This is a genomic window from Phenylobacterium sp. (assembly GCF_041916435.1).
Classification (GTDB): Bacteria; Pseudomonadota; Alphaproteobacteria; order Caulobacterales; family Caulobacteraceae; genus Phenylobacterium.
Genome location: NZ_JAYRZM010000002.1, coordinates 112179 through 133104 on the forward strand (window position 1 = coordinate 112179; position 20926 = coordinate 133104).

Here is a 20926-nt window from a genome sequence, read left to right on the forward strand (position 1 = left end):
TGTCCAAACCGCCGGATCATTCTGACATAACCTAGTCATATTATTTTTTTGAGGTTGTCAATCGACGCGATCGCGGGAGGGCGAGTGGTCAGGCGATGCCGCCAAATTCGCCACGCAGGTCCCTGGCCAGCGCCTGGCGCCGTTCGCCGAGGTCGGCGTAGGCCGCCGCCGCCCACATTGATTTCACGACGGCCGCCTCCAGGGTCAGCGCGCGGCCGCAAACGAGCTGCGAGCCGGCCAGGGCGGCGGCGGAGGCGTAGGCGCTGAAGTCCATGACGGCCCGCGGGGCGGCCGAGACCGCGACACTGAGCACGCCTTCTCTGGCGAGGTCGTCGACGAGGCGGTGCAGTTCGAGGCCGGACGGCGCCGATCCCGCGCCGAACAGGCGGAAGACGACGCCGGCGGGACGGGGCGTCAGCATGTCGTCGATCCTGCGTGCGGTCATGCCGGGCGCGAGCGTGACGACGGCGACGTCGGCCTGAAAGCCCTTGAAGGGCGCGCATCGGTCGAGGCCGGGCCGGCTGGCGCGCCAGAGCTCGGCCGCGGCCTCAAATGCGTGCGGCCGCGACGGGCGCAGCTTCGGCAGGGCGCGGCTGTCGAAGGCGTCGAGCGCCCGGCCGTCGATCTTGGTCGTGGTCAGGCCGCGCGACAGGGCCCCGGCGAAGGCGACGGCGACCTCGCCCTGCAGCGCAGTGGCGGCGCCGGCCGCGGCCGCGAGCGCCAGGCGCACGTTGCGGCGGGCGTCGGTGCGGGGCGCGCCCGCGGGCCGCATGGCGCCGGTCAGGATCACCGGCTTGTGGCCGAAGGGCAGGGCGAAGGCGAGGGCGCTCGCGGTCCAGGCCAGGGTGTCGGTGCCGTGCAGGACGACGACGGCGTCGGCGCTCGACGCCTCCACCTGTCGCGCCAGCCCAATCCAGTCCTCGGGGCCGATGTCGCAGGAATCGACCGGCGCGCGCGGGGCGCCGTCGGGATCGCGCCAGGGCTCCACCTGCAAGGCGATGTCGAGGCCCTTGGCCGCCGCTTCGATCAGCGGCGCGAGCCCGCGGCCCGGGGCGAGCCGGCCGTCCGCGCCGGGCCGGCTGGCGATCGTGCCGCCGGTCTCGATGACGAGGACGCGTCGGCTCACGGCTCCAGTCCGGCCGCCGCGCGCAGCGTGACCAGGGCCTCGTGGCGGTTCAGCACGCCGGTCTCCTCGGCGAGGGCGAGGAACTCGCGCCCTTCTGTCCGGGCGCGCCGCACCAGGGCGCTCGCGGCGGCGTAGCCGAAGCGGGGGATGAGCGCCGTGGCGACGGCCGACGACTCGAGCAGCATCTGCAGCATGTGCTCGCGATGGGCCTCCAGGCCCTCCAGGCAGCGTTCGCGCAGCAGCCGCGCCGCCCGCGTGGTCAGCCGAATCTCGTCGAACAGATGGGCGGCGATCACCGGCTCGTAGGGGTTGATCTCAAGCTGGCCCTGCTGGCAGGCCGCGCCGACCACCGCGTCGTAGCCGGCCACGGCGAAACCGACCTGGCAGACCGCCAGCGGGATCACCGGATTGACCTTGCCCGGCATGATCGACGAGCCGGGCTGCACATCGGGAAGCGCCAGCTCGGACAGGCCGCCCCGCGGGCCCGACGACAACAGGACCAGATCGCCGGCGATCTTGCCCAGGCCGCCGGCGACGGCCTTCATCTCTCCCGACAGGCGCGCGTAGACGTCGGCGTTGGCCAGGCCGTCGAACAGGTCCGGCGTCGATCGGCAGGGCGCGCCGACCAACTCGGAGAGCTCGGCGACGGCGCGGGCGCGATAGCCGGGCGCGGCGCCGAAGCCGGCGCCGATGGCGGTCGCGCCGAGCGGCAGTTCGAGCAGCGCCTCGCGCTGCGCGGCCAAGGCGCCGGCCGAGCGCTCGGCGAAGCTCGCCCAGGCGCCGACGGCCTGGCCCAGGGTCATGGGCTGGGCGTCCTGCAGGCAGGTCCGGCCCAGGCGCAGGTGGTCGCTGAAGGCGGCGGCCTTGCGGCGCGCGGCGGCCGCCAACGCCCGGAAGCTCTCCTCGGCCTCGGCGAGCATCGCGCGGCAGGCCAGCTTGATCGCCGTCGGCGTCACGTCGTTGGTCGACTGCGACCGGTTCACGTGGTCGTTGGGGTGCGCGCGGTCGTAGACGCCCAGCGCGCCGCCGAGGCGGCGCTGGGCGGCGTTGGCCAGCACCTCGTTGACGTTCATGTTCAGCGAGGTCCCGCCCGAGCCCTCGAACAGGTCGACCACCAGGTCGGCGTTGAAGCTTCCGGCCGCCATGTCGGCGGCGGCGGCGGCGATCGCTTCGGCCGTCTCGGCGGGAACCACGCCGAGGGCGGCGTTGGCCCGCGCCGCCGCCCGCTTCACCTGGGCGAAGGCGGCCACGAACGCCGGCTCCGAGCCCAGGGTCCGGCCCGACAGGGGAAAATTGCCGATCGCCCGCGCCGTCTGCGCGCCGTAGAGCGCGCCGGCGGGCACCGGCACGGCGCCCAGGGCGTCGACCTCGATCCGATCCTGGCCCGGCATGTCAGGCCCCCGCCACGATGACGGCCTGGGAGGATTCGCCGCGGGCCTCGCACAGGGCGCGATAGGCGCCCAGGACCGTCGCGGCGTCGAGAACGTTGAGCACCTGGCCGTCCTCGCCGATGTTCACGTTGGCGCCGAAGACGGCGAACCATACCTCGGTGTCGCCGGCCTGGTCTTCGGGAACCACCAGCGTGTGGACCGACCCGGCCGGCTCGAACAGGTAGGATCCGGCGCGGTTCACCTGGTCGGGATATTCGATGTAGCGCCACGACCCGCGCTGGGTGACGGCGTACACCGGCCCGGTGTGGTAGTGGCGCGCGATGCGATAGCCCGGCTGGAAGCGCATGCGCACGATCCACAGGCCCTGCGACAGGTCGACGTGGAGGAGCTGCATGGCGGACCTGTCGCCGAGGTCGACGAACGGCGCCTCCTCCAGGCCGATATGGATCGCCTCGCGCGAGGCGTGCGGCACGATAGGCGCCGCGGCCATGACGTCCATGAACTCCATTGCAGTCTCCCGTCCTGAGAAAAGCGCGCGTCCGCTCGCTCGGGACCGCTTCGCCATGGACAATAAAAAAAGATATTTATGTTATTTTCAAGCCCGTTTGCAGATCGCCGCTGCGGGCGCCGGCTAGGCCGTTGTTCCGACGGTCGGGGTTGCGCGTCGCTGGCGGAGCGTGCGGTCCGACAGCGACGTGTCTCGGGCCCTTGGGAACCCGCCATCGCCGCGCAAGGGTAATGGCTCTGCGGCCGCGTTCTCGGGAGCGGGGCGAGCTGCGGAGCGGCGAATCTTCGCTTTCAGAGCTGCTCGGCGAGCGGAATGAACTCCCGCCGGATGGTCTCCAGGCGGCTCAGCAGCATCTCGGCGTGTTCGCGCGTCGGCGCGACGGGGATCGGAAAGGCGTCCGCGACATCCAGGCCCTCGAGAACGCAGGCGGCCCAGTCCTCGGCGATGCCGCAATAGGTTTCGAGCGCCTTGGCCGGGGTCTCGATGTCCTCGGTCTCGAAATAGATGGACGGCAGATCGCCCACGACCACCCAGATTTCGGTGTCGCCTCGCCCCTCGCCGGACCTGATCCCGCATGCGAACCGCACGAGGAAGAGCCCGATGATCCCGCCGATCCCAAACGCCATAAGCAGGTCGGTAATCGGCGGCGCCCAGCGGTGGGATTCCACGAAGGCCCGCGCGTCTCTGGCGAGGGCGTCCAGGAGCGGCTGCTCCACCTGCGGATCATCTTCCGGGAGCACGCCGAGCTGGAAGGTCGACGTGTCGACGAGCGCGTCATGCGGGTGCAACCTCCAAGGCTGCGCTGATCCTACCATCATGCGGCGAGCTGGATCGCCGGAATTCCACTCGGGATTGATTTCGCGCCGCCGGTCTTCGGCCGCCGCGTCGCTGGCGGCCCGGGAGGGACTCGAACCCCCGACCTTCGCTTTAGGAAAGCGCCGCTCTATCCTGCTGAGCTACCGGGCCGCGTGGGCGCGGTGATAGCCTAACCGCGCGCGGCTTGGAAAGGCGCGCGTGTCTGGATGGGAGGGGTGATGGGCGCGCTGCGCGTGTTTCGTGTGTTGTACGTGCAGGTGCTTGTCGGCATCGCGCTGGGCGTCCTGGTGGGCGCCCTGTGGCCGCACCTGGGCGTGGCGCTCAAGCCCCTGGGCGACGGCTTCATCAAGCTGATCAAGCTGACCATCGCCCCGGTGATCTTCTGCACCGTGGCCGGCGGCATCGCCCGCATGAGCGACATCAAGGCCTTCGGCCGGCTGGGCGCGCGCACCATCATCTACTTCGAGGTGGTCTCCACCTTCGCGCTGATCCTGGGCCTGATCGTCGGGCGCACGGTGCAGCCGGGGCGCGGCTTCAATGTCGATCCGGCCACGCTCGATCCCTCCGTCGCCCAGGGCTACGCCGAGAAGGCGGCGCACAGCGAGAGCGTGGCCGCCTATCTGCTGCACCTGATCCCGGAGACCTTCTTCTCGGCCTTCGCCGAGGGCCAGCTCCTGCAGGTGCTGGTGGTGGCCGTGCTCACCGGCTTCGCCTGCGTGCGGCTGGGCGAGTTCGGCGACCGGGTGGCCGGCTTCCTGGACGACGCCTCCAAGGTGTTCTTCTCGATCATCCACATCGTGGTGCGCCTGGCGCCGATCGGCGCCTTCGGGGCGATGGGCTTCACCATCGGCAAGTACGGCGTGGCGGCCCTGGTCAAGCTGGCCGCCCTGGTGGCCACCTTCTACGCCACCTCGCTCATCTTCGTGCTGGTGGTGCTGGGGATCGTCGCGGCCCTGGCCGGGTTCTCGATCCTGAAGTTCCTGGCCTACATCCGCGAGGAGCTGCTGATCGTGCTGGGCACCAGCTCCTCGGAATCGGTGCTGCCGCAGATCATGGAGAAGCTGCAGCGGCTGGGCGCGGGCAAGACCACCGTGGGCCTGGTCATCCCCACCGGCTACAGCTTCAACCTGGACGGCACCAACATCTACATGACCCTGGCGACCCTGTTCCTCGCCCAGGCCACCAACACCCACATGACCCTGGTGCAGGAGCTGACCCTGCTGGCCGTGGCCATGCTCACCTCCAAGGGCGCCAGCGGCGTCACCGGCGCCGGCTTCATCACGCTCGCCGCCACCCTGGCGGTGGTGCCCGACATCCCCGTCGCCTCGCTCGCCCTGCTGGTGGGCGTCGACCGGTTCATGAGCGAGTGCCGGGCGCTGACCAACCTGTGCGGCAACGGGGTGGCCACCCTGGTGCTGGCGCGCTGGGAGCGAGACCTGGACCGCGAGGTCCTGCGCCGCGAGCTGGACGCCGGTCCGGCTGTCGCGGCGGCCGCGGCGCAATGAGACGCAACTTCATCAATTCGTAGGGCTTGCAGGCGCAGGGTGATCATTTCAGATTTCTCGCGCACTGCGTGCGCCGACTCCGGCGACCGCCTGGCGGAGGAAGACGCCGATGAATGTGGCCGCGCCACAACGAGCCGACGCCGACCCCCTGTTCACCCTGGTGGAGACCATCGAGGGGCTGTCGGAAGCGCGCACCGTCGATGAGATCGCCGCCGTGGTCCGCTCCTCGGCCCGGCGCATCTCAGGCGCCGACGGGGTGGCCTTCGTGCTGCGCGACGGCGACAAGTGCTGGTACCTGGACGAGGACGCCATCGGCCCGCTCTGGAAGGGGCGGCGCTTTCCGCTGACGGCGTGCATCTCCGGCTGGACCATGCTCAACGCCCAGACCGCCGTGATCCCCGACATCTACGTCGACGACCGCATCCCGCACGACGCCTACCGGCCGACCTTCGTCAAGAGCCTGGTGATGACCCCGGTGCGCCGTCACGATCCGATCGCGGCGATCGGCGCCTACTGGTCGGTGGAGCGCCATCCCACTCACGAGGAGATCCAGAAGCTTGAGGTGATGGCCCGCGCCACCGCCGCGGCGCTGGAGAACGCGCGGATGTACGCCTCGCTCAACGAGACCCTGGAGCGGCGCAAGTTCCTGCTGCGCGAGCTCGACCACCGCTGCAAGAACACGCTCGCCTCGGTCCAGTCGATCGCCGACCAGACCCTGCGCATGGCCGCCTCGCCGGCCGCCTTCGTGGAGGCCTTCAGCGGCCGGCTGCGGGCCCTGTCGGACGCGCACGAGCTGCTGACGCGCGAGGGCTGGGGCCGCGCCAGCCTGCGCGCGGTGCTGGAGGAGTCGCTGGCGGCCTTCGGCGGCGTCGACGGCGAGCGGATCAGCGCCTGCGGTCCGGAAATGGCCCTGGCGCCGGAAACCTCGGTGGCCATGCACATGGCCTTTCACGAGCTGGCGGTGAACGCGGGCAAGCACGGCGCGCTCAGCCGGCCCGGCGGGCGCGTGGAGGTGAGCTGGCGCGTGGACATGGCGGCGGCCGAGCGGCGCCTGGAGCTGGTCTGGAGCGAGCGCGGCGGCCCGCCGCCCTCCGCCGTCCTGGACGAGGCGCGCCGCGGCTTCGGCTCGCGCCTGCTGGAGCGCGCCCTGGGTCGCGAACTGGGCGGGGAGGGGCGGCTGGACTTCCAGCCCGGCGGCGTCTGCTTCCGCCTGGACGTTCCCCTGTCCGCCAGGCTCGAGCTGGCATGAGCTCGACCAGGGTCCTGCTGGTGGAGGACGAGAGCCTCGTCGCTCTGGCCATGGAGGACATGCTGGCCGACCTCGGCTGCGAGGTGGTGGCCTCGTTCGGCGCGCTGGCCCCGGCCATGTCCTGGCTCGCCGAGCGCAATCGGGCGGTCGACGGGGCGCTGCTCGACGTCAACCTCAGCGGCGAGCTGGTCTTCCCGCTGGCCGAGGCTCTCGAGGCCAAGGGCGTGCCGTTCGTCTTCGCCACCGGCTACGGCGCCTTGCCGGGCGAGCGCTTCCCCGGCGCCATGGTGATCCGCAAGCCGGTGGATCTGGCCAGGCTCGGCGCGGCGCTGGAGACCTTCGCCCGCGCCTGAGGCGGCGGCGCAAACGAAAACGCCCGGCGCGAGGCCGGGCGTTGCGTTGTTCGTCGTGGCGCGGGGCCTTAGGCCGCCACCGCCTTCACCAGCGACTTGTTCAGGATGATGATCGCCGCCTCGCGGTCGATCTGCTCGATCGCGGCGACTTCGCGGGCCATGCGGTCCAGCGCCGATTCATAGAGCTGGCGCTCGGAATAGGACTGCTCAGGCTGGTTCTCGGCGCGGTGCAGGTCGCGCACGACCTCGGCGATGGAGATCAGGTCGCCGGAGTTGATCTTGGCTTCGTATTCCTGGGCCCGGCGGCTCCACATGGTGCGCTTCACCCGGGCGCGGCCCTTCAGGGTGGTCAGCGCCTGGCTCACCACATTGCCCTCCGCCAGCGGACGCAGGCCGGCGGTCTTCGCCTTGCCGGTGGGCACGCGCAGGGTCATTTTCTCATGGTCGAAGGTGATTACGTAGACTTCGAGCTTGAGGCCGGCGACTTCCTGGGTCTCGATCCCCTGCACCTGCCCAACGCCATGCGCCGGGTAGACGACGTGATCACCGACCGAGAAATCCAGACCGTTCTTGCTCATCGCGAGTCCTCTTCAAAAATCCCATCCAGCTCCCGACGAACGGTTGTTTGGGTCGGCTCCAGAGGACAGGACAGCGCTCCCGGGATTTAAGGACCCGCGGTCGTTCATGCCTCTGGTGCGGAATTGACCTCTAAAACACCTTCGCCATTTTCAGGCGTTTGTCGGCCGGGAGCGGCTCTTCTGCAGGAATGACGGGCGAGCGCGGAACGCCTATCGCCACATCGTTTGTAACGATAGCATAAAAGCACGCCGAAAGAAAGGGTTGCCGCGGCGCGTCAGGAACCGCTGCCGGGCTTCTCGCTGAAGTACTTCTCGTATTTGCCGGTTTCCCGCTCGAAGTCCGCCGAGTCGGCGGGAGGATCGCCCTTGACCGTGATGTTGGGCCAGACCCTCGAGTATTCGGCGTTGATCTTCAGCCACTTGCCGTCCGGATCATCCTCCGTGTCCGGCTTGATCGCGTCGACAGGGCACTCCGGCTCGCAGACCCCGCAGTCGATGCATTCGTCCGGATTGATGGCCAGGAAGTTCTCGCCTTCATAGAAGCAGTCGACCGGACAGACCTCCACGCAATCCATGAACTTACATTTGATGCAGGGATCCATCACGATGTACGTCATCGCACCTTCGACTCCGGTCGCGTCCGTTTGGGGCGCGGGTTTTTTGCGGGCGCAGCCCGCCTTGTCAACGTCTTGCCCCTCATAGCGGCCCTGCGCCGCATGCGCTGTTCAGGATATCTGCAAGGGCGAATAGAGCTCCCTGGCCTCCGCCGGGGGCCCGCGCCGCTCGCCGAGCGCCTCGACCGCCACCGCGATCAGCCGGCCGCCGACGGCGAAAACGAGCTGGTCGCCCACCCTGATCGCGCGCGAGCACTTGTCGATGCGGCTCTCCTGGCCCGAGCGGGTCAGCCGCACCCGCCCGTCGTCGGCGAACTTGGCCGCCAGGGTGCGGGTCTTGAAGAAGCGGGCGCGCCACAGCCACACGTCCACCCGGCAGGAGTCCTCGCTCATCGGGCCGCGCCCGCGGCCTTGCGGCGGCGGCGTCCGGCGCGCGGCTTGCGCGGCGGGGCGGCCTTCAGCGCGGCCAGGGCGGCGAAGGGCGAGGCGGCGGGCGCCTTGGCCGCCTGGGGCTTGCGCGGCTCGCCGCGGCGGCGCCAGGCCTGCGGCTCGCCGGGCGCGGCCTTGCCGGCCGGCAGGAAGCCCACGGCGCGCAGGATCGCGTGCGTCTCGTCCGCGCTCCAGCCCAGCTCCTCGCGCGCCTGGTCGGAGAACAGCACCGCCTGGCCCTGTTTCGGCGCGCCGCGCAGCAGCTCGTCCAGCCGCTCCAGCGCCTCCACCGGAACCGCCAGGCGGCCGGCCGCCCGCAGGCCGAAGGCGGACAGGGCCGCCGGGGCCGGCGCCGGATCGGGCAGGCGGCTCGGCCGGTCCGTGGGCGGGCGCCAGGCGCCGCCGGCGAAGGCCTGGGCGAAGCGCATGGCGGCGGGCTTCATCAGGCCCGGAAGGTAGAGGCTGAAGGCGCCGAGCCTGACGCCCAGGCCCTTCAGGGCCCGCCGCTCCACCTGGCTGAGCGCGCGGGTCTCCTCGCGCACGGCGGCGCGGTCCAGCACCCCGCCGGTTTCGATCAGCCGGTAGGCGATGCCGCGGGCCAGGCCCTTGATGCGGCCTTCGGCGACCGCGGCCTCCAGCCGGCGCAGGGGGGCGAGCCTGCGGCCGGCTTCGGCGGCGACGAAGGCTTCCAGCCGCCGCGCGGCCCGTTCGCGGGCGTGGCCGGGGCCGAGCTCGCCGTAGAGCCGCACGCGGGGCGAGAAGGGCGTGCCGCCGGCCAGGGCGCCCGCCGCCTCGCCGCGCCACAGCACCACCCCGTCCGGCGTCAGGGCGAAGGCCTCGTCCGGCTCGCCGGCCAGGGCGCCCAGGCGGCGGGCGATCTCCGGCGCCACCGCGGCGTTGGCCGCCGCGCGCAGGGCCTTCTCCTCCAAGAGCGAGCCGCCCTGGGCGGCCTCGAAGGCGACGCCGGTCAGGCGGCCCACGTAGTGACCCTCGACGGTCACCGCCCCGTCCGGGCCGACCCCGGCCAGCACGTCCTCGCGCACCCGCAGCGCCCGCATCAGGGCGCTGGTGCGGCGGTCGACGAAGCGGGCCATCAGCCGCTCGTGCAGGGTGTCGGAGAGCCGGTCCTCCAGGGCGCGGGTGCGGCCCTGCCAGCCGGCGGCGTCGGCCAGCCAGTCGGGGCGGTTGGCGACATAGGCCAGGGTGCGCACGCTGGCCAGGCGGCTGGACAGGGTGTCGATCTCCCCGTCGGCGCGGTCCAGGTGCTTGAACTGGCCGGCCATCCAGTCCTCGGGGATCTTGCGGTCGCGGCTGGTCAGCCAGCCGAAGAACTCGCGGGCCAGGCGCAGGTGCTCCTCGTTCGAGGTCTTGCGGAAGTCCGGCGTTTGGCAGACGTCCCACAGCCGCATCAGCGCCTGGCGGTCGCGGCAGCGGTGGGCCACGTCCGGGTCGGCGGCGAGCTGGCGCAGGGTGATCTCGTCCAGGCTCTCGGCGGAGAGCTTCAGCCCCGGCCGCTCGGGCGGCCTGGCCAGCGAGCCCATCAGGTTGGGCAGGCTGGAGAAGTCGAGCTTGGCGTTGCGCCATTCGGCCGCCCCGACCGGCTCGAAGCGATGGTGCTCGACGGCCTCGACCAGGTCAGGGTCCATCTCGACGGCTTCGCCGGTGACGCCGAAGGTGCCGTCGCGGCGGAAGCGCCCGGCGCGGCCGGCGATCTGGCCGATCTCCTGGGGGTGCAGCCAGCGGGTGCGCCGGCCGTCGAACTTGCGCAGCCCGGCGAAGGCCACGTGGTCGACGTCCATGTTCAGGCCCATGCCGATGGCGTCGGTGGCCACCAGGAAGTCGACCTCGCCGGACTGGTAGAGCTCGACCTGGGCGTTGCGGGTGCGGGGGGAAAGCGAGCCCATCACCACGGCCGCCCCGCCCCGCTGGCGGCGGATCAGCTCGGCGATGGCGTAGACCTGGTCGGCCGAGAAGGCGACCACGGCCGAGCGCCGGGGCAGGCGGGTGAGCTTCTTGGAGCCTTCGTAGGTGAGCGCCGAGAACCGCTCGCGCGCGACGATCTCGGCGTGGGGCAACAGGGCGCGCACCAGCGGCGCCATGGTCGCCGCCCCCATCAGCATGGTCTCGTACTTGCCCCTGGCGTGCAGCAGGCGGTGGGTGAAGACGTGGCCGCGCTCGGGGTCGGCGCAGAGCTGGATCTCATCCACCGCCAGGAACTCGACCTCGCGCGACAGCGGCATGGCCTCGACGGTGCACACGAAATAGACGGCGCGCGGCGGGACGATCTTCTCCTCGCCGGTGATCAGCGCCACCGAGCGGGCGCCGCGCAGCTTGACGATCCGGTCGTAGATTTCGCGGGCGAGCAGGCGCAGCGGCAGGCCGATCATGCCCGAGGCGTGGCCGAGCATGCGCTCGACGGCCAGGTGGGTCTTGCCGGTGTTCGTCGGCCCCAGCACCGCCACCAGGCGGGCGGGCGCTTGACCGGTGGGACGGTCGCTCATGGCCCGAAGGTGGGGCGGGAATCGAGGCCCCGCAAGCCTCGGCGCGCGTCAGGCGGCCATGCACGCGAAGATGCCCGCCGAAGGGGGAAGGGGCGGGCGCCCGGCGCCCGCCCCTCGCCGGTCAGCCCTGCTTGGCCGCGGCGATGTAGTTGTCGATCACCTTGTCCAGCACGATCAGCGGCGTGCCGCCGGCCAACAGGCCCGCGTCGTGGAACTTGCGGATGTCGAACTTGCGGCCGAGCGCCTTCTTCGCCCGCGCCCGGGCGTCCAGCCAGGTCATCTTGCCGACCATGTAGCTGCAGGCCTGGCCGGGCCACACGCAGTAGCGCTCGATCTCGGTGATCGCGGCGGCCTCCTTGTCGCCGATGGTGTCGACGTAGAACTTCAGGGCCTGTTCGCGGCTCCAGCGCTTGTAGTGCATGCCGGAATCCACCACGAGCCGCACGGCGCGGAACAGGGCGTCGTGCACCTGGCCGATGTGGCCGAGTACGTCGTGGTCGTACATGCCCATCTCCACGGCGAGCTGCTCGGCGTAGAGCGCCCAGCCCTCGCTGTAGCCGGAGAAGCCGATCACCTTGCGGATCAGCGGCAGGTCGCCGGCCTCGTTGTTCAGCGAGAGCTGCAGGTGGTGGCCGGGAATCCCCTCGTGGTAGGTCAGGGTCGGCAGGGTCCAGGCGGGCACCTCGGAGGTGTCGCGCAGGTTGATCCAGTAGATGCCCGGCCGCTTCCCATCCAGGGAGGGCGAGTTGTAGTAGCCGCCCGGCGCGCCGGCCTCGATGGCCTTGGGCACGCGGCGGATCTCCAGCGGCGCCTTGGGCAGCTGGCCGAACCACTCAGGCAGCTTCTTGGTGACCTCCTTGACCTGCTCGTTGAGCTTGGCCAGCAGCTCTTCCTTGCCCGCGTCGGTGTTGGGATAGATCTGCTTGGGGTCGGTGTAGAGGGCGCGGTAGCGCTCGCCGACCGTGCCCTTGGAGTAGCCGGCCTTCTTCATCAGGCCGTCGGCCTCGGCGCTCAGGCTCTTGCACAGGTCCAGGCCCAGCTTGTGGATCTCCTCCGGGCCGATGTCGGAGGTCGTGTAGTTCTTCAGGGAGACGGTGTAGTACTCGCCGCCGTCGGGCAGGCGCCAGCAGCCGGCGTCGTGCACCGCGCTCGGGCGCAGGCCCTCCAGGAAGGCGTGCTGGCGCGCCAGGGCCGGCCGCACCTTCTCCATGTAGAGCGCCTCGGCTTCCTTGGCCCAGTCGCCGTCGATCTTCTTCTCGGCGGTGCGCCGCACGATGCTCTTGACCACCGGCGCGTCGGCCGCGGCGTAGTCCAGGAAGGCCTTCATCTGGGTCATGGCCTTGTCGAGGACGAAGTCGGGCGGGGTCACGCCCAGGGCCACGTCGTGCCGGGCGACCTCCACCTCCTGGTCCATCAGCCGGCCGAAGGACTCCAGGCGCGCCATGTAGGCGTCGGCGTCTTCCTTGGTCTCGATGGTGTGCTGGTTGTCCAGGAAGTCCGGCATCTGCTGATAGGCGCCGGTGAGCTGGGAGATCACATAGGGCGCGCCCGAGCCCTGGCCGCCGTACTGGAACTTGTCGTCGCCGTCCTTCTGCACCGACAGCACGAAGTCGACGGTGTCGTAGTTGACCGCGTCCATGCCCGAGAGCTGCTTGCGGTCGATGGTGTGCAGGGTCTTCAGTTGTTCGGTGTTGCGCGCCTTGTTCTCCGCCAGGGCCGTGAGCGAGAAGTCCGACAGCTCCGACTTGGTCCAGGCCAGGACGCCCTTGTCGATGCCCAGGTAGCTCGGCAACTCCGGCGTGCGGCGGAAGGTCTCCGCCATGGCCTTGTCGAAGAAGGCGTACATCTTGGCCGCTTCGCCCGTGGGCGCGTCGGCGGCGCGCGCCAGCTTCGGCGCCAGGGCCGCCAGCCCGAAGGCGGCGGCGGTGGAAAACAGCTCACGGCGGTTCTGCATGGGAAATCCCCTCCCGGTTGTCCCGTAACTCTTGGCGCGGAGTGTTACGCCGCGCGGCGACGCTTAGCCCCTTAAATCGCCGTAATCCAATTGAAGCCGCCTTGAAACGGCGTCACGCGGCGCTACGGTCCCGCCTTTCCTGTTACGCCGAAGGCGCCTCCGCCATGAACATCGACCGCCGCCGTCTCCTCCTGTCCGCCGCCGCAGCCGGCCTCGCCGGCGCCTTGCCGCGCCTGGCGCTGGCCGCCGACGGCCCCGTCGCCGACCCCAAGCTGGCGGCGCTGCTGGACGCCTTCGTCGACGAGATGCTGGCCGAGTCGCCTGAGACCGCCACCTCGCTCGGCCTGGACGTGGGCGCGCGCGCCGGCCTGAAAAGCCAGCTCTCCGACGCCTCCGCCGCCGGGCGGAGCGCCCAGGTGGCCGCCTACGCCGCCCGCCGCGAGCGGCTGAAGGCGATCGACCGCGGCGGGCTGAACGCCCATGACACCACCACCTACGACACCGTCGTCGCGGCCCAGGAGCTGGGCGCGGCTGGCGGCGAGTTCTCCTACGGGATCGACTACGCCAACCCCTATGTGGTCAGCCAGCAGAACGGGGCCGTCTCCTTCGTGCCGGAGTTCCTGAACTCCCAGCACGGGATCAACGCCAAGGCCGACGCCGACGCCTACCTCTCGCGCCTCTCCGCCTTCGCCGAGGTGCTCGACCAGGAGAACGCCCGCATCGCCGCCGACGCCGCGGCCGGGGTGGTTCCGCCCGACTTCATCCTGGCCACCACGCTCAGCCAGGTGGAGGCCCTGCGCGGCCAGCCGGCGGGGGATACGCGGCTGGTGGGCTCGCTGGTCGAGCGCGCCAAGGCCAAGGGGATCGAGGGCGACTATGCGACGCCGGCGTCCAGGATCGTCGCCGACAAGGTCTTCCCCGCGCTCGATCGCCAGATCGCCGCGCTCAAGGCGATCCAGCCTCAGGCCGGGCACGACGCCGGCGTCTGGCGCCTGCCCAAGGGCGGCGACTACTACGGCTGGTCGCTGAAGGTCGGCACGACGACCAATCTCAGCGCCGCCGAGATCCACCAGATGGGCCTGGACCAGGGCGCGGCCATCGACGCGCAGATGGACGCCATCCTGAAGAGCCAGGGAATGACGCAGGGCACGGTGGGCGAGCGCATGGGCGCGCTGACCAAGGACCCGCGCTTCGTCTATCCCAACACCGACGCGGGGCGAGCCGAGCTGCTCACCTATCTGCGCGGGCGGCTGGCGGCGATCCGGCCCTACATGTCCAAGCTCTCCAAGCTGAACCTGAAGGCGCCGGTGGAGGTGCGTCCGGTGCCCAAGGAGATCGAGGCCGGCGCGGCGCTGGGCTACATGAACTTCGCCTCGCTCGACGGCTCCAGGCCCGCGATCTACTACGTGAACCTGGCCGATACGGGGAACTGGCCGCGCTACACCCTGTCGAGCCTGACCATGCACGAGGCGATCCCCGGCCACGCCTGGCAGGGCGCCTATCTGGCCGAACGCCACGACGAGATCCCGACCATCGCCTCGCTGATGGCCTTCAACGCCTTCATCGAGGGCTGGGCGCTCTACGCCGAGCAGCTCGCCGACGAGGTGGGGCTCTACAAGGACGATCCGTTCGGCCGGCTGGGCTACTTCCAGGCCCTGCGCTTCCGCGCCGCGCGCCTGGTGGTCGACACCGGCCTGCACGACAAGCGCTGGAGCCGCGAACAGGCGATCGACTGGATGACCTCGGCGACCGGCCGCTCCAAGGGCGCGATCACCTCCGAGGTCGACCGCTATTGCGCCAGCCCTGGCCAGGCCTGCGGCTACAAGGTGGGCCACAGCGAGATCCTGCGCCTGCGGGCCAAGGCCAAACAGGCGCTGGGGCCGAAGTACGACATCCGCGACTTCGACGACGCGGTGGTCACCACCGGCGGCTGCCCGCTGACCGTGCTCTCCACCGTGATCGACCGCTACATCGCCGCGACGAAGGCGGCGTAGCGCCGGCTAGTCCAGCGTCCTGCGGTAGCGGACCATCGCCAGGGCCGTCACCGCGCAGACGAAGGCGGCCAGGGCGAGGAGTTCGCGCCACATGTCGGCCAGGCCGACGCCCTTGAGCAGGGCGCCGCGCACCACCCGCAGGAAGTGGGTGACCGGGATGATCTCGCCCAGCGCCTGGGCCCATCCCGGCATGCCGCGGAACGGGAACATGAAGCCCGAAAGCAAGATCGACGGCATGATGTAGAAGAAGCTCATCTGCATCGCCTGCAGTTGCGAGCGGGCCACGGTGGAGATCAGAAAGCCCAGGGCCAGCGAGCCGACGATGAACAGGGCGATGCCCAGCACCAGGGCGAACCAGCCGCCGCTCATCGGCACGTGGAACAGGATCTTGGCGAAGACCAGGATCAGCACCGTCTGGATCAGGCCCACCAGCACATAGGGCGCGAGCTTGCCGACCATCACCTCGATGGGCTGGACGGGCGTGGCCAGCAGCGACTCCATCGTCCCGCGCTCGTTCTCGCGGGTGACGCTGAGCGCGGTCATCATCACCAGGGTCAGCGACAGGATCACGCCCAAGAGGCCCGGCACGATGTTGTAGGCGGTGATGGCCTCGGGATTATAGCGGCGGTGCACGACCACCTCGAACGGGGCGGCCGACTGCGCCTTGGAGGCCAGGGCGCCCTTCAGGTCGTTCGCCAGCGCCTGCTGCGGCAGGGCGGCGAGGGCCGCGACGGCCCCGCCGGTGGCCGAAGGATCGGTGGCGTCGGCCTCCACCAGCACCTGGGCGTTGTCGCCGCGCACCAGGCGGCGGGTGAAGTCGCCCGGGATGGTCACGGCGAACTGCACCTGGCCCTTGCGGATCATCTCGTTCAGCTCGGCGGGCGTGCGCGCCTGGGCGACCAGGTCGAAGTAGGCGCTGTTCTTCATGGCCGCCAGGATCGAGCGGGCGAAGACGCTGTCCTCCTGCACCAGGACGGCGGTTGGCAGGTGGCGCGGCTCCGAATTGATCGCATAGCCGAACAGGAGGAGCTGGATGATCGGGATCGCCAGCATCATGGCGTAGGTCAGCCGGTCGCGGGTGAGCTGCTTGAACTCCTTGACCATCACCGCGACGATGCGGCCGCCGGAGAAGCCGTCGTTGTCGGACGCGCTCATGGCCGGCGCCGCTCATCCCAGCGCAGGCTGGGATCCAAGCTGAATTCGCGGCTTGTCCCGGTCATCGCCGCGCGAAGGCCGACGCCGCTTGGGTCCCAGCCTGCGCTGGGATGAGCGGGAAGGTGGGACGGGCTCATTGGTAGTTGTCCTGCGAGCGGCCCATCAGGTGGATGAAGACGTCCTCCAGCGTGGGCGCCACCTCCTTCCAGTGGAACGGCTCGCGCCGCCAGGGCGCGATGGCGGCCTCCAGGGCGGCCTTGTCCTGGCCGCTGACGTGCAGCGCCGCGCCGAAGGGGGCGGCCATCTCCACGCCGGGCCGGGCGGCGATCTCGGCCGACAGCCGGTCAATGCCCGGCCCCTCGCCGTGCAGGGTGACCAGGTGCGACTGCTCGATCACGCTCTCGGCCGTGCCGCGGGCGATCAGCTTGCCGTAGCTGATGTAGGCGATCTCATGGCACCGCTCGGCCTCGTCCATGTAGTGGGTGGAGACCAGCACGGTCAGGCCCGTCGCCGACAGCTTGTGGATCTCGTCCCAGAAGGTGCGCCGCGCCTTGGGATCGACCCCGGCGGTGGGCTCGTCGAGCAGCAGCAGCTTGGGCTCGTGCATGGTGGCGGTGGCCAGCGCCAGGCGCTGCTTCCAGCCGCCGGAGAGCGCGCCGGCCAACTGGTTGCGCCGCTCGTAGAGCCCCAGGCCGCGCAGCGCCTCGGCCACCCGCTCGCGCCGTCGGTCCAGGCCGTAGACCCGGGCGGTGAACTGCAGGTTCTCCTGGATGGTCAGGTCCTCGTAGAGCGAGAACCGCTGGGTCATGTAGCCGGTGCGCCGCTTGATCGCCTCCGACTGGGCCAGGATGTCGAAGCCCAGGCAGCGGCCCTCACCGCTGTCGGGGGTCAAGAGGCCGCAGAGCATGCGCAGGGTGGTGGTCTTGCCCGAGCCGTTCGGCCCCAGGAAGCCGCAGATGCGGCCCTCCTCGAGCTGCAGTTCGACGTCCTGCACCACGTGCTTGTCGCCGAAGCTCTTGTTCAGCCCTTTGACGTCGATGGCCAGGGTCACGACTTGGGCTCCAGCGGCGTCACGTCCACCGGCTGGCCGGGGTTGAGCAGCGTCGAGGGCCTAGCCTCGACCATGTAGACGAGCCGGTCGCGCGCCTCGCGGCTGTAGATCACCGGCGGGGTGAACTCCGCGCGCGGGCTGACATAGGTGATCTTGGCCGTCAGGTCCGGCGGGCAGCCGTCGCAGGAGAAGCGCACCGTCTCGCCCGGCCGGTAGAGCGCCACGCTCTTCTCCGGGGCGAAGAAGCGCAGCTTCACCCGATCGTCCGGCAACAGCGCCAGCACCGGCTGGTTGGCGATGGCCCATTCGCCGGCCTGGTAGAAGACGTCCTCCACCCGCGCGGGGCCGGGGGCGATCGGCCCGGCGTCGGACAGCCGCGCGCTGGTGGCCGACAGGTTGGCCTTGGCCAGCCGCACCTGGGCGTCGGCGGCGCGGATCTGGTCCTCGCGCGCGCCGAGGGCGGCGGCCTGGCGCTGCTTGCGCGCGGCCGCGGCGGCCGCGGCGGCCGAGTCGTAGGTCGCCTTGGCGTCGTCCAGCTTGGCCGGGGCGTAGACCCCCTGGGCCACCAGCGGGCGCACCCGGTTCAGCACGGCGGCGGCGTCGCGCACCTTGGCGTCGGCCGCGGCGATGTTGGCGTCGTAAACGGCCAGCTCCACCGGCCGCTGGCCCTTGCGGGCGTCCTGCGCCTGCGCCTCGGCGGCGGCGACCTGGGCGGCGGCCTCGTCGCGGGCGCCGCCCACCTGGGAGGTGTCCACCACGAACAGCTTCTGGCCGGCGGCCACGCGGTCGCCGCGCTGCACCAGCATCTGCGTCACCGTGCCGGAGACCGGCGGGGCCATGTAGAGCGGCTCGCCCTCCACATAGCCGGAAAGCACGTGCGGCCTGGACAGCCTGGGGACGAGGACCACGACGGCGACCAGCACGGCCGCGGCGACGACCAGGACGGGGACGAGCAGGCGTTGCGGGCTCATGCGGCGCGGCTTTCGTTGGTGAGCATGCCGGTCAGGATCGCCTGGGCGTGCTGCCGCGCCAGGCCGGAAAGGTCGAAGGGTTCGGCGCCGACGGGCACGAAGGTCTCCCGCCAGATCGCCCCCAGGAGCATAGGGCCGACCAGTGACAGCGCGTAGGCGCGCGGATCGCCGGGCCTGACCTCGCCGCGGGCCTGGGCGGCGGCGATCGCGCCGGCCACCGCGCCGAGCGCCGGGGCGACCAGTTCGTCATGCCAAACGCCGGCCAGGGCGGGGAAGTTCTGCGCCTCGCCGATCACCATCTTGGCGACCCGGCCGACCGGGGAATTCTCCACCACCTCGGCCATGCGAGCGGTGAACTGGGCGACGAGGTCGGCGAAGGGGCCGGGGTGGGCCGCGACCATGGCCAGCACGCCCTTCAGATTCGGCGCGATGGCCAGCTCCACCACCGCGCGGAAGATCTCCTCCTTGGTGGCGAAGTAGAGATAGAGCGCGCCCTTGGAGACGCCCGCGCGGGCGGCGATGTCGTCCAGCCGGGCGGCGGCGAAGCCCTTGGCGGCGAACACCTGCAGCGCCGCCTCGACGATCTCGTCGGGCCGGTCGGCCTTGCGCCTGCGGAATTTCGGCTCGCCGACGGGGAGCATCGGGGGTCCTCAAATAACTGACTGGTCAGTTATCTATAGTCGGATCCCGCGTTGGCGGCAAGGCTGGCGGCTTGGCCTGGTCCGGCGATGCCGCCACTATGCGGCGAGGCGAGGGGACGAGCGCGGATGGGCGATCTGGAGATGCGGACCTCGCGGGCCGGATGGACGAGGCTGGCGATCGGCCTGGTCCAGGGCGTCTTGCTCTATCTGCTGTTCGACCGGCTCGCGCCGGCGGCGGGGCGGCCGGTCGCTCCCTGGCTCGCCGCCCTGCGGGCGGTCGCGGCCCTGACGCCGTTCGTGCTGCTGGCCGGGCTGGGCGCGATGCGCCGGGGTCCGCTGCTCGCCTGGACGGCGGCGGCCGCGGCGCTGGCCGGGGGCGTGGGCGCCTACGCCGCCGCGACCGGCGGCGACCAATTGATGGACCGCACGCCCTGGCCGCTGTTCGTCGGCGGAACCGCCGCAGCGCTCTTCATCCTGCACCACCTGATCGAGCCGGCCGACCAGGAGCGGCGCTGGCGCGCGGCCTACGTCCGCTATTTCGACCTCACCTGGACCAACGGCGTGCGGCTGGCCCTTTGCGGCCTGTTCGTCGCCGCCCTGTGGGCGCTGCTCCACCTGGGCGCGACCCTGTTCGCGATCATCGGCCTCGACGAGGTGCGCAAGACCATCACCGAGCACTGGTTCGCCATGCCGGTGTCCACGACGGCCTTCGCGGCCGGGGTCCATCTGACCGACATGCGCGCCAGCCTGGTGCGCGGGGTGCGCACCGTGGCGCTGGCCCTGCTTTCCTGGCTCCTGCCGCTGATGGCCCTGTTCTGCGCGGCGTTCCTCGCCGCCCTGCCATTCACCGGGCTGAGGCCGCTGTGGGACACCCGCAGCGCCGCGGGCGTGGTGCTGTCGGCCGCCGCCGCGCTCATCATCCTGACGAACGCCGCCTACCAGGACGGACGGCGCGACGACGTGCCGGCCGTGTTGAAGTGGGCCGCGCGGCTGGCCTGCGTCATCGTCGCGCCGCTGGTCGCCATCGCCGCCTACGCCGTGGCCCTGCGCATCGGCCAGCACGGCCTGACCCCCGAGCGGGTCGCCGCGGCCGCCTGCGTCGTCGTGGGGGCGGCCTTCGGAGTCGGCTACCTGCTGGCCGCCGTCGCGCGGCGCGGATGGCTGAGGCGGATCGAGCCGACCAACGTCGTCACCGCCTACCTCGCCGTCGCCGTGCTCCTGGCGCTGATGTCGCCGCTGGCCGATCCGCGCCGGCTGTCCGTGCAGGACCAGCTCCATCGCCTCGACGCCGGCGCCGTCTCCCCGGCCGGGTTCGACTATGCGTTCCTGCGCCGCCGCGCCGGCGCGGCGGGGATGAGCGCGCTCAAGGCGCTGGCGGCGCGCAAGTCTGGGCCCGGCGCGGCCGAGATCGCCCGGCGCGCGGCCGAGGCGCTCAAGGCGCCGGAGGCCGGCGACGGAGCCGTTCAGCCGGCCGTCGCCGACCGCGCCGCGCTGGTCACCGTCGCCGGGGCCAAGGCGCTGCCGGCGAGCTTCCTGCAGCAGGCCTGGACCGCCAAGGACGATCCCTTCCGCGGATGCGCGCCGCCGCGCGAGGCCGGGGGCGTCTTCCAGCGCTGCCTGGCGATGGTGGCCGACGTGGACGGCGACGGCCGCGACGACGTGGTCTTCCTGGGGCCGACCGAGCGCAAGCTCTACGTGGAGGACGCCGGGCGCTGGACGGCGGCGGCCGAGGTCTCGGGGCCCGGCTGCCGCGAAGACGTCGCGGCCTTCGAGGCGGGCGCGGTGAAGGTCGCCCCGCCGCTCCGCTTCGGCCAGCTCGAGGTCGGCGGCCGGCGTCTTTCCATCGCGCCGGCGTCGGCCTGCCCGCCCGCCGAAAGCGCCGCGAAGGGCGGCGATCGAGTCGCGCCGGCCAAGCGCTGAGCGGCCCGTCGCGGGGCCTGCGGGCGCTCCGTTCGAGGGCGGATTAATGGAGCTTGGTTAATTGGCGGAACACGCACGAAACGAATCAGGACCGAATCACTGACTCGGCCCGATTCGGGATTTGTTCCATACTAGAGATTGTAGTTGATTTGCGATTAACCACAATCGGG

General features: G+C 71.1%; 18 protein-coding genes and 1 tRNA gene. 5 read left to right on the forward strand and 14 right to left on the reverse strand.

Annotated features, from left to right (window positions below; all coding sequences use genetic code 11):
• Positions 1-88: 88 nt before the first annotated feature.
• The 5 genes from ACE3TA_RS05480 to ACE3TA_RS05500 all read right to left on the reverse strand — a co-directional run bounded on the left by ACE3TA_RS05480 (position 89) and on the right by ACE3TA_RS05500 (position 3991).
• Positions 89-1126: an asparaginase domain-containing protein gene (locus tag ACE3TA_RS05480; protein WP_374571335.1), complete on the reverse strand. Its 1038-nt coding sequence runs from the start codon at positions 1124-1126 to the stop codon at positions 89-91.
• Positions 1123-2517, reverse strand: coding sequence for a lyase family protein (locus ACE3TA_RS05485; protein ID WP_374571337.1), 1395 nt, complete (start codon positions 2515-2517; stop codon positions 1123-1125). The genes ACE3TA_RS05480 and ACE3TA_RS05485 overlap by 4 nt, the downstream gene beginning before the upstream one ends.
• A 1-nt stretch (position 2518) precedes the next feature.
• The gene (locus ACE3TA_RS05490; protein WP_374571340.1) at positions 2519-3007 is read right to left on the reverse strand and encodes a 2,4'-dihydroxyacetophenone dioxygenase family protein; all 489 of its coding nucleotides are present in this window, start codon (positions 3005-3007) and stop codon (positions 2519-2521) included.
• Between the two features lie 308 nt (positions 3008-3315).
• Positions 3316-3813: a hypothetical protein gene (locus tag ACE3TA_RS05495; protein WP_374571342.1), complete on the reverse strand. Its 498-nt coding sequence runs from the start codon at positions 3811-3813 to the stop codon at positions 3316-3318.
• A 101-nt stretch (positions 3814-3914) separates the two neighbouring features.
• Positions 3915-3991, reverse strand: a tRNA-Arg gene (locus ACE3TA_RS05500).
• Positions 3992-4059: 68 nt separating this feature from the next.
• On the opposite strand from ACE3TA_RS05500, the gene dctA reads away from it, so the two are divergent.
• The 3 genes from dctA to ACE3TA_RS05515 all read left to right on the forward strand — a co-directional run bounded on the left by dctA (position 4060) and on the right by ACE3TA_RS05515 (position 6948).
• Entirely contained in the window at positions 4060-5346 is a 1287-nt protein-coding gene (gene dctA / locus ACE3TA_RS05505; protein WP_374571343.1) for a C4-dicarboxylate transporter DctA, read from the forward strand.
• Positions 5347-5455: 109 nt separating this feature from the next.
• Positions 5456-6595 (forward strand): sensor histidine kinase, encoded by a 1140-nt coding sequence (locus ACE3TA_RS05510; protein ID WP_374571345.1) that lies wholly within the window; start codon positions 5456-5458, stop codon positions 6593-6595.
• On the forward strand, positions 6592-6948 hold the full coding sequence (locus ACE3TA_RS05515; protein ID WP_374571347.1) for a response regulator: 357 nt from the start codon (positions 6592-6594) through the stop codon (positions 6946-6948). The genes ACE3TA_RS05510 and ACE3TA_RS05515 overlap by 4 nt, the downstream gene beginning before the upstream one ends.
• 68 nt (positions 6949-7016) lie before the next feature.
• Here the strand turns inward: ACE3TA_RS05515 and ACE3TA_RS05520 are convergent, their stop codons facing one another.
• The 5 genes from ACE3TA_RS05520 to ACE3TA_RS05540 form a co-directional block, all read right to left on the reverse strand.
• Positions 7017-7526 carry a CarD family transcriptional regulator gene (locus tag ACE3TA_RS05520; RefSeq protein WP_374571349.1) on the reverse strand — a complete coding sequence of 170 codons (510 nt, stop codon included), beginning with the start codon at positions 7524-7526 and terminating at the stop codon, positions 7017-7019.
• A gap of 275 nt (positions 7527-7801) precedes the next feature.
• Complete coding sequence (fdxA, locus tag ACE3TA_RS05525; protein WP_374571351.1) at positions 7802-8143, reverse strand: ferredoxin FdxA; 342 nt, start codon at positions 8141-8143, stop codon at positions 7802-7804.
• Between the two features lie 108 nt (positions 8144-8251).
• Complete coding sequence (locus tag ACE3TA_RS05530; protein WP_374571353.1) at positions 8252-8533, reverse strand: RNA-binding S4 domain-containing protein; 282 nt, start codon at positions 8531-8533, stop codon at positions 8252-8254.
• Complete coding sequence (locus tag ACE3TA_RS05535) at positions 8530-11070, reverse strand: helicase-related protein (RefSeq protein ID WP_374571355.1); 2541 nt, start codon at positions 11068-11070, stop codon at positions 8530-8532. The genes ACE3TA_RS05530 and ACE3TA_RS05535 overlap by 4 nt, the downstream gene beginning before the upstream one ends.
• Before the next feature lie 121 nt (positions 11071-11191).
• Positions 11192-13024 (reverse strand): DUF885 family protein, encoded by a 1833-nt coding sequence (locus ACE3TA_RS05540; protein WP_374571356.1) that lies wholly within the window; start codon positions 13022-13024, stop codon positions 11192-11194.
• A 164-nt stretch (positions 13025-13188) separates the two neighbouring features.
• On the opposite strand from ACE3TA_RS05540, the gene ACE3TA_RS05545 reads away from it, so the two are divergent.
• A complete protein-coding gene (locus ACE3TA_RS05545; protein WP_374571358.1) occupies positions 13189-15018 on the forward strand; it encodes a DUF885 family protein in 1830 nt (609 codons plus the stop codon).
• 6 nt (positions 15019-15024) lie between these two features.
• Here ACE3TA_RS05545 and ACE3TA_RS05550 read toward each other — a convergent pair whose 3' ends face one another.
• The 4 genes from ACE3TA_RS05550 to ACE3TA_RS05565 all read right to left on the reverse strand — a co-directional run bounded on the left by ACE3TA_RS05550 (position 15025) and on the right by ACE3TA_RS05565 (position 18836).
• Positions 15025-16173 carry an ABC transporter permease gene (locus ACE3TA_RS05550; protein WP_374571360.1) on the reverse strand — a complete coding sequence of 383 codons (1149 nt, stop codon included), beginning with the start codon at positions 16171-16173 and terminating at the stop codon, positions 15025-15027.
• A 133-nt stretch (positions 16174-16306) separates the two neighbouring features.
• The gene (locus ACE3TA_RS05555; RefSeq protein WP_374571361.1) at positions 16307-17224 is read right to left on the reverse strand and encodes an ABC transporter ATP-binding protein; all 918 of its coding nucleotides are present in this window, start codon (positions 17222-17224) and stop codon (positions 16307-16309) included.
• On the reverse strand, positions 17221-18195 hold the full coding sequence (locus tag ACE3TA_RS05560; RefSeq protein WP_374571363.1) for an HlyD family secretion protein: 975 nt from the start codon (positions 18193-18195) through the stop codon (positions 17221-17223). The genes ACE3TA_RS05555 and ACE3TA_RS05560 overlap by 4 nt, the downstream gene beginning before the upstream one ends.
• A complete protein-coding gene (locus ACE3TA_RS05565; RefSeq protein WP_374571365.1) occupies positions 18192-18836 on the reverse strand; it encodes a TetR/AcrR family transcriptional regulator in 645 nt (214 codons plus the stop codon). The genes ACE3TA_RS05560 and ACE3TA_RS05565 overlap by 4 nt, the downstream gene beginning before the upstream one ends.
• 126 nt (positions 18837-18962) lie before the next feature.
• Between ACE3TA_RS05565 and ACE3TA_RS05570 the strand changes: the two genes are divergently transcribed.
• Positions 18963-20756 carry a DUF4153 domain-containing protein gene (locus ACE3TA_RS05570; RefSeq protein WP_374571367.1) on the forward strand — a complete coding sequence of 598 codons (1794 nt, stop codon included), beginning with the start codon at positions 18963-18965 and terminating at the stop codon, positions 20754-20756.
• The last annotated feature ends 170 nt before the right edge of the window (positions 20757-20926 follow it).

What these genes read in the sequence shown, in the direction of transcription:
- ACE3TA_RS05530 (WP_374571353.1), bottom strand. Translation starts at nt 8,533, where the DNA reads ATGAGCGAGGACTCCTGCCGGGTGGACGTGTGGCTGTGGCGCGCCCGC.
- ACE3TA_RS05565 (WP_374571365.1), bottom strand. Translation starts at nt 18,836, where the DNA reads ATGCTCCCCGTCGGCGAGCCGAAATTCCGCAGGCGCAAGGCCGACCGG.
- ACE3TA_RS05515 (WP_374571347.1), top strand. Translation starts at nt 6,592, where the DNA reads ATGAGCTCGACCAGGGTCCTGCTGGTGGAGGACGAGAGCCTCGTCGCT.
- ACE3TA_RS05560 (WP_374571363.1), bottom strand. Translation starts at nt 18,195, where the DNA reads ATGAGCCCGCAACGCCTGCTCGTCCCCGTCCTGGTCGTCGCCGCGGCC.
- ACE3TA_RS05510 (WP_374571345.1), top strand. Translation starts at nt 5,456, where the DNA reads ATGAATGTGGCCGCGCCACAACGAGCCGACGCCGACCCCCTGTTCACC.
- ACE3TA_RS05570 (WP_374571367.1), top strand. Translation starts at nt 18,963, where the DNA reads ATGGGCGATCTGGAGATGCGGACCTCGCGGGCCGGATGGACGAGGCTG.
- ACE3TA_RS05550 (WP_374571360.1), bottom strand. Translation starts at nt 16,173, where the DNA reads ATGAGCGCGTCCGACAACGACGGCTTCTCCGGCGGCCGCATCGTCGCG.
- ACE3TA_RS05545 (WP_374571358.1), top strand. Translation starts at nt 13,189, where the DNA reads ATGAACATCGACCGCCGCCGTCTCCTCCTGTCCGCCGCCGCAGCCGGC.
- ACE3TA_RS05520 (WP_374571349.1), bottom strand. Translation starts at nt 7,526, where the DNA reads ATGAGCAAGAACGGTCTGGATTTCTCGGTCGGTGATCACGTCGTCTAC.
- fdxA (WP_374571351.1), bottom strand. Translation starts at nt 8,143, where the DNA reads ATGACGTACATCGTGATGGATCCCTGCATCAAATGTAAGTTCATGGAT.
- ACE3TA_RS05485 (WP_374571337.1), bottom strand. Translation starts at nt 2,517, where the DNA reads ATGCCGGGCCAGGATCGGATCGAGGTCGACGCCCTGGGCGCCGTGCCG.
- dctA (WP_374571343.1), top strand. Translation starts at nt 4,060, where the DNA reads ATGGGCGCGCTGCGCGTGTTTCGTGTGTTGTACGTGCAGGTGCTTGTC.
- ACE3TA_RS05535 (WP_374571355.1), bottom strand. Translation starts at nt 11,070, where the DNA reads ATGAGCGACCGTCCCACCGGTCAAGCGCCCGCCCGCCTGGTGGCGGTG.
- ACE3TA_RS05490 (WP_374571340.1), bottom strand. Translation starts at nt 3,007, where the DNA reads ATGGCCGCGGCGCCTATCGTGCCGCACGCCTCGCGCGAGGCGATCCAT.
- ACE3TA_RS05540 (WP_374571356.1), bottom strand. Translation starts at nt 13,024, where the DNA reads ATGCAGAACCGCCGTGAGCTGTTTTCCACCGCCGCCGCCTTCGGGCTG.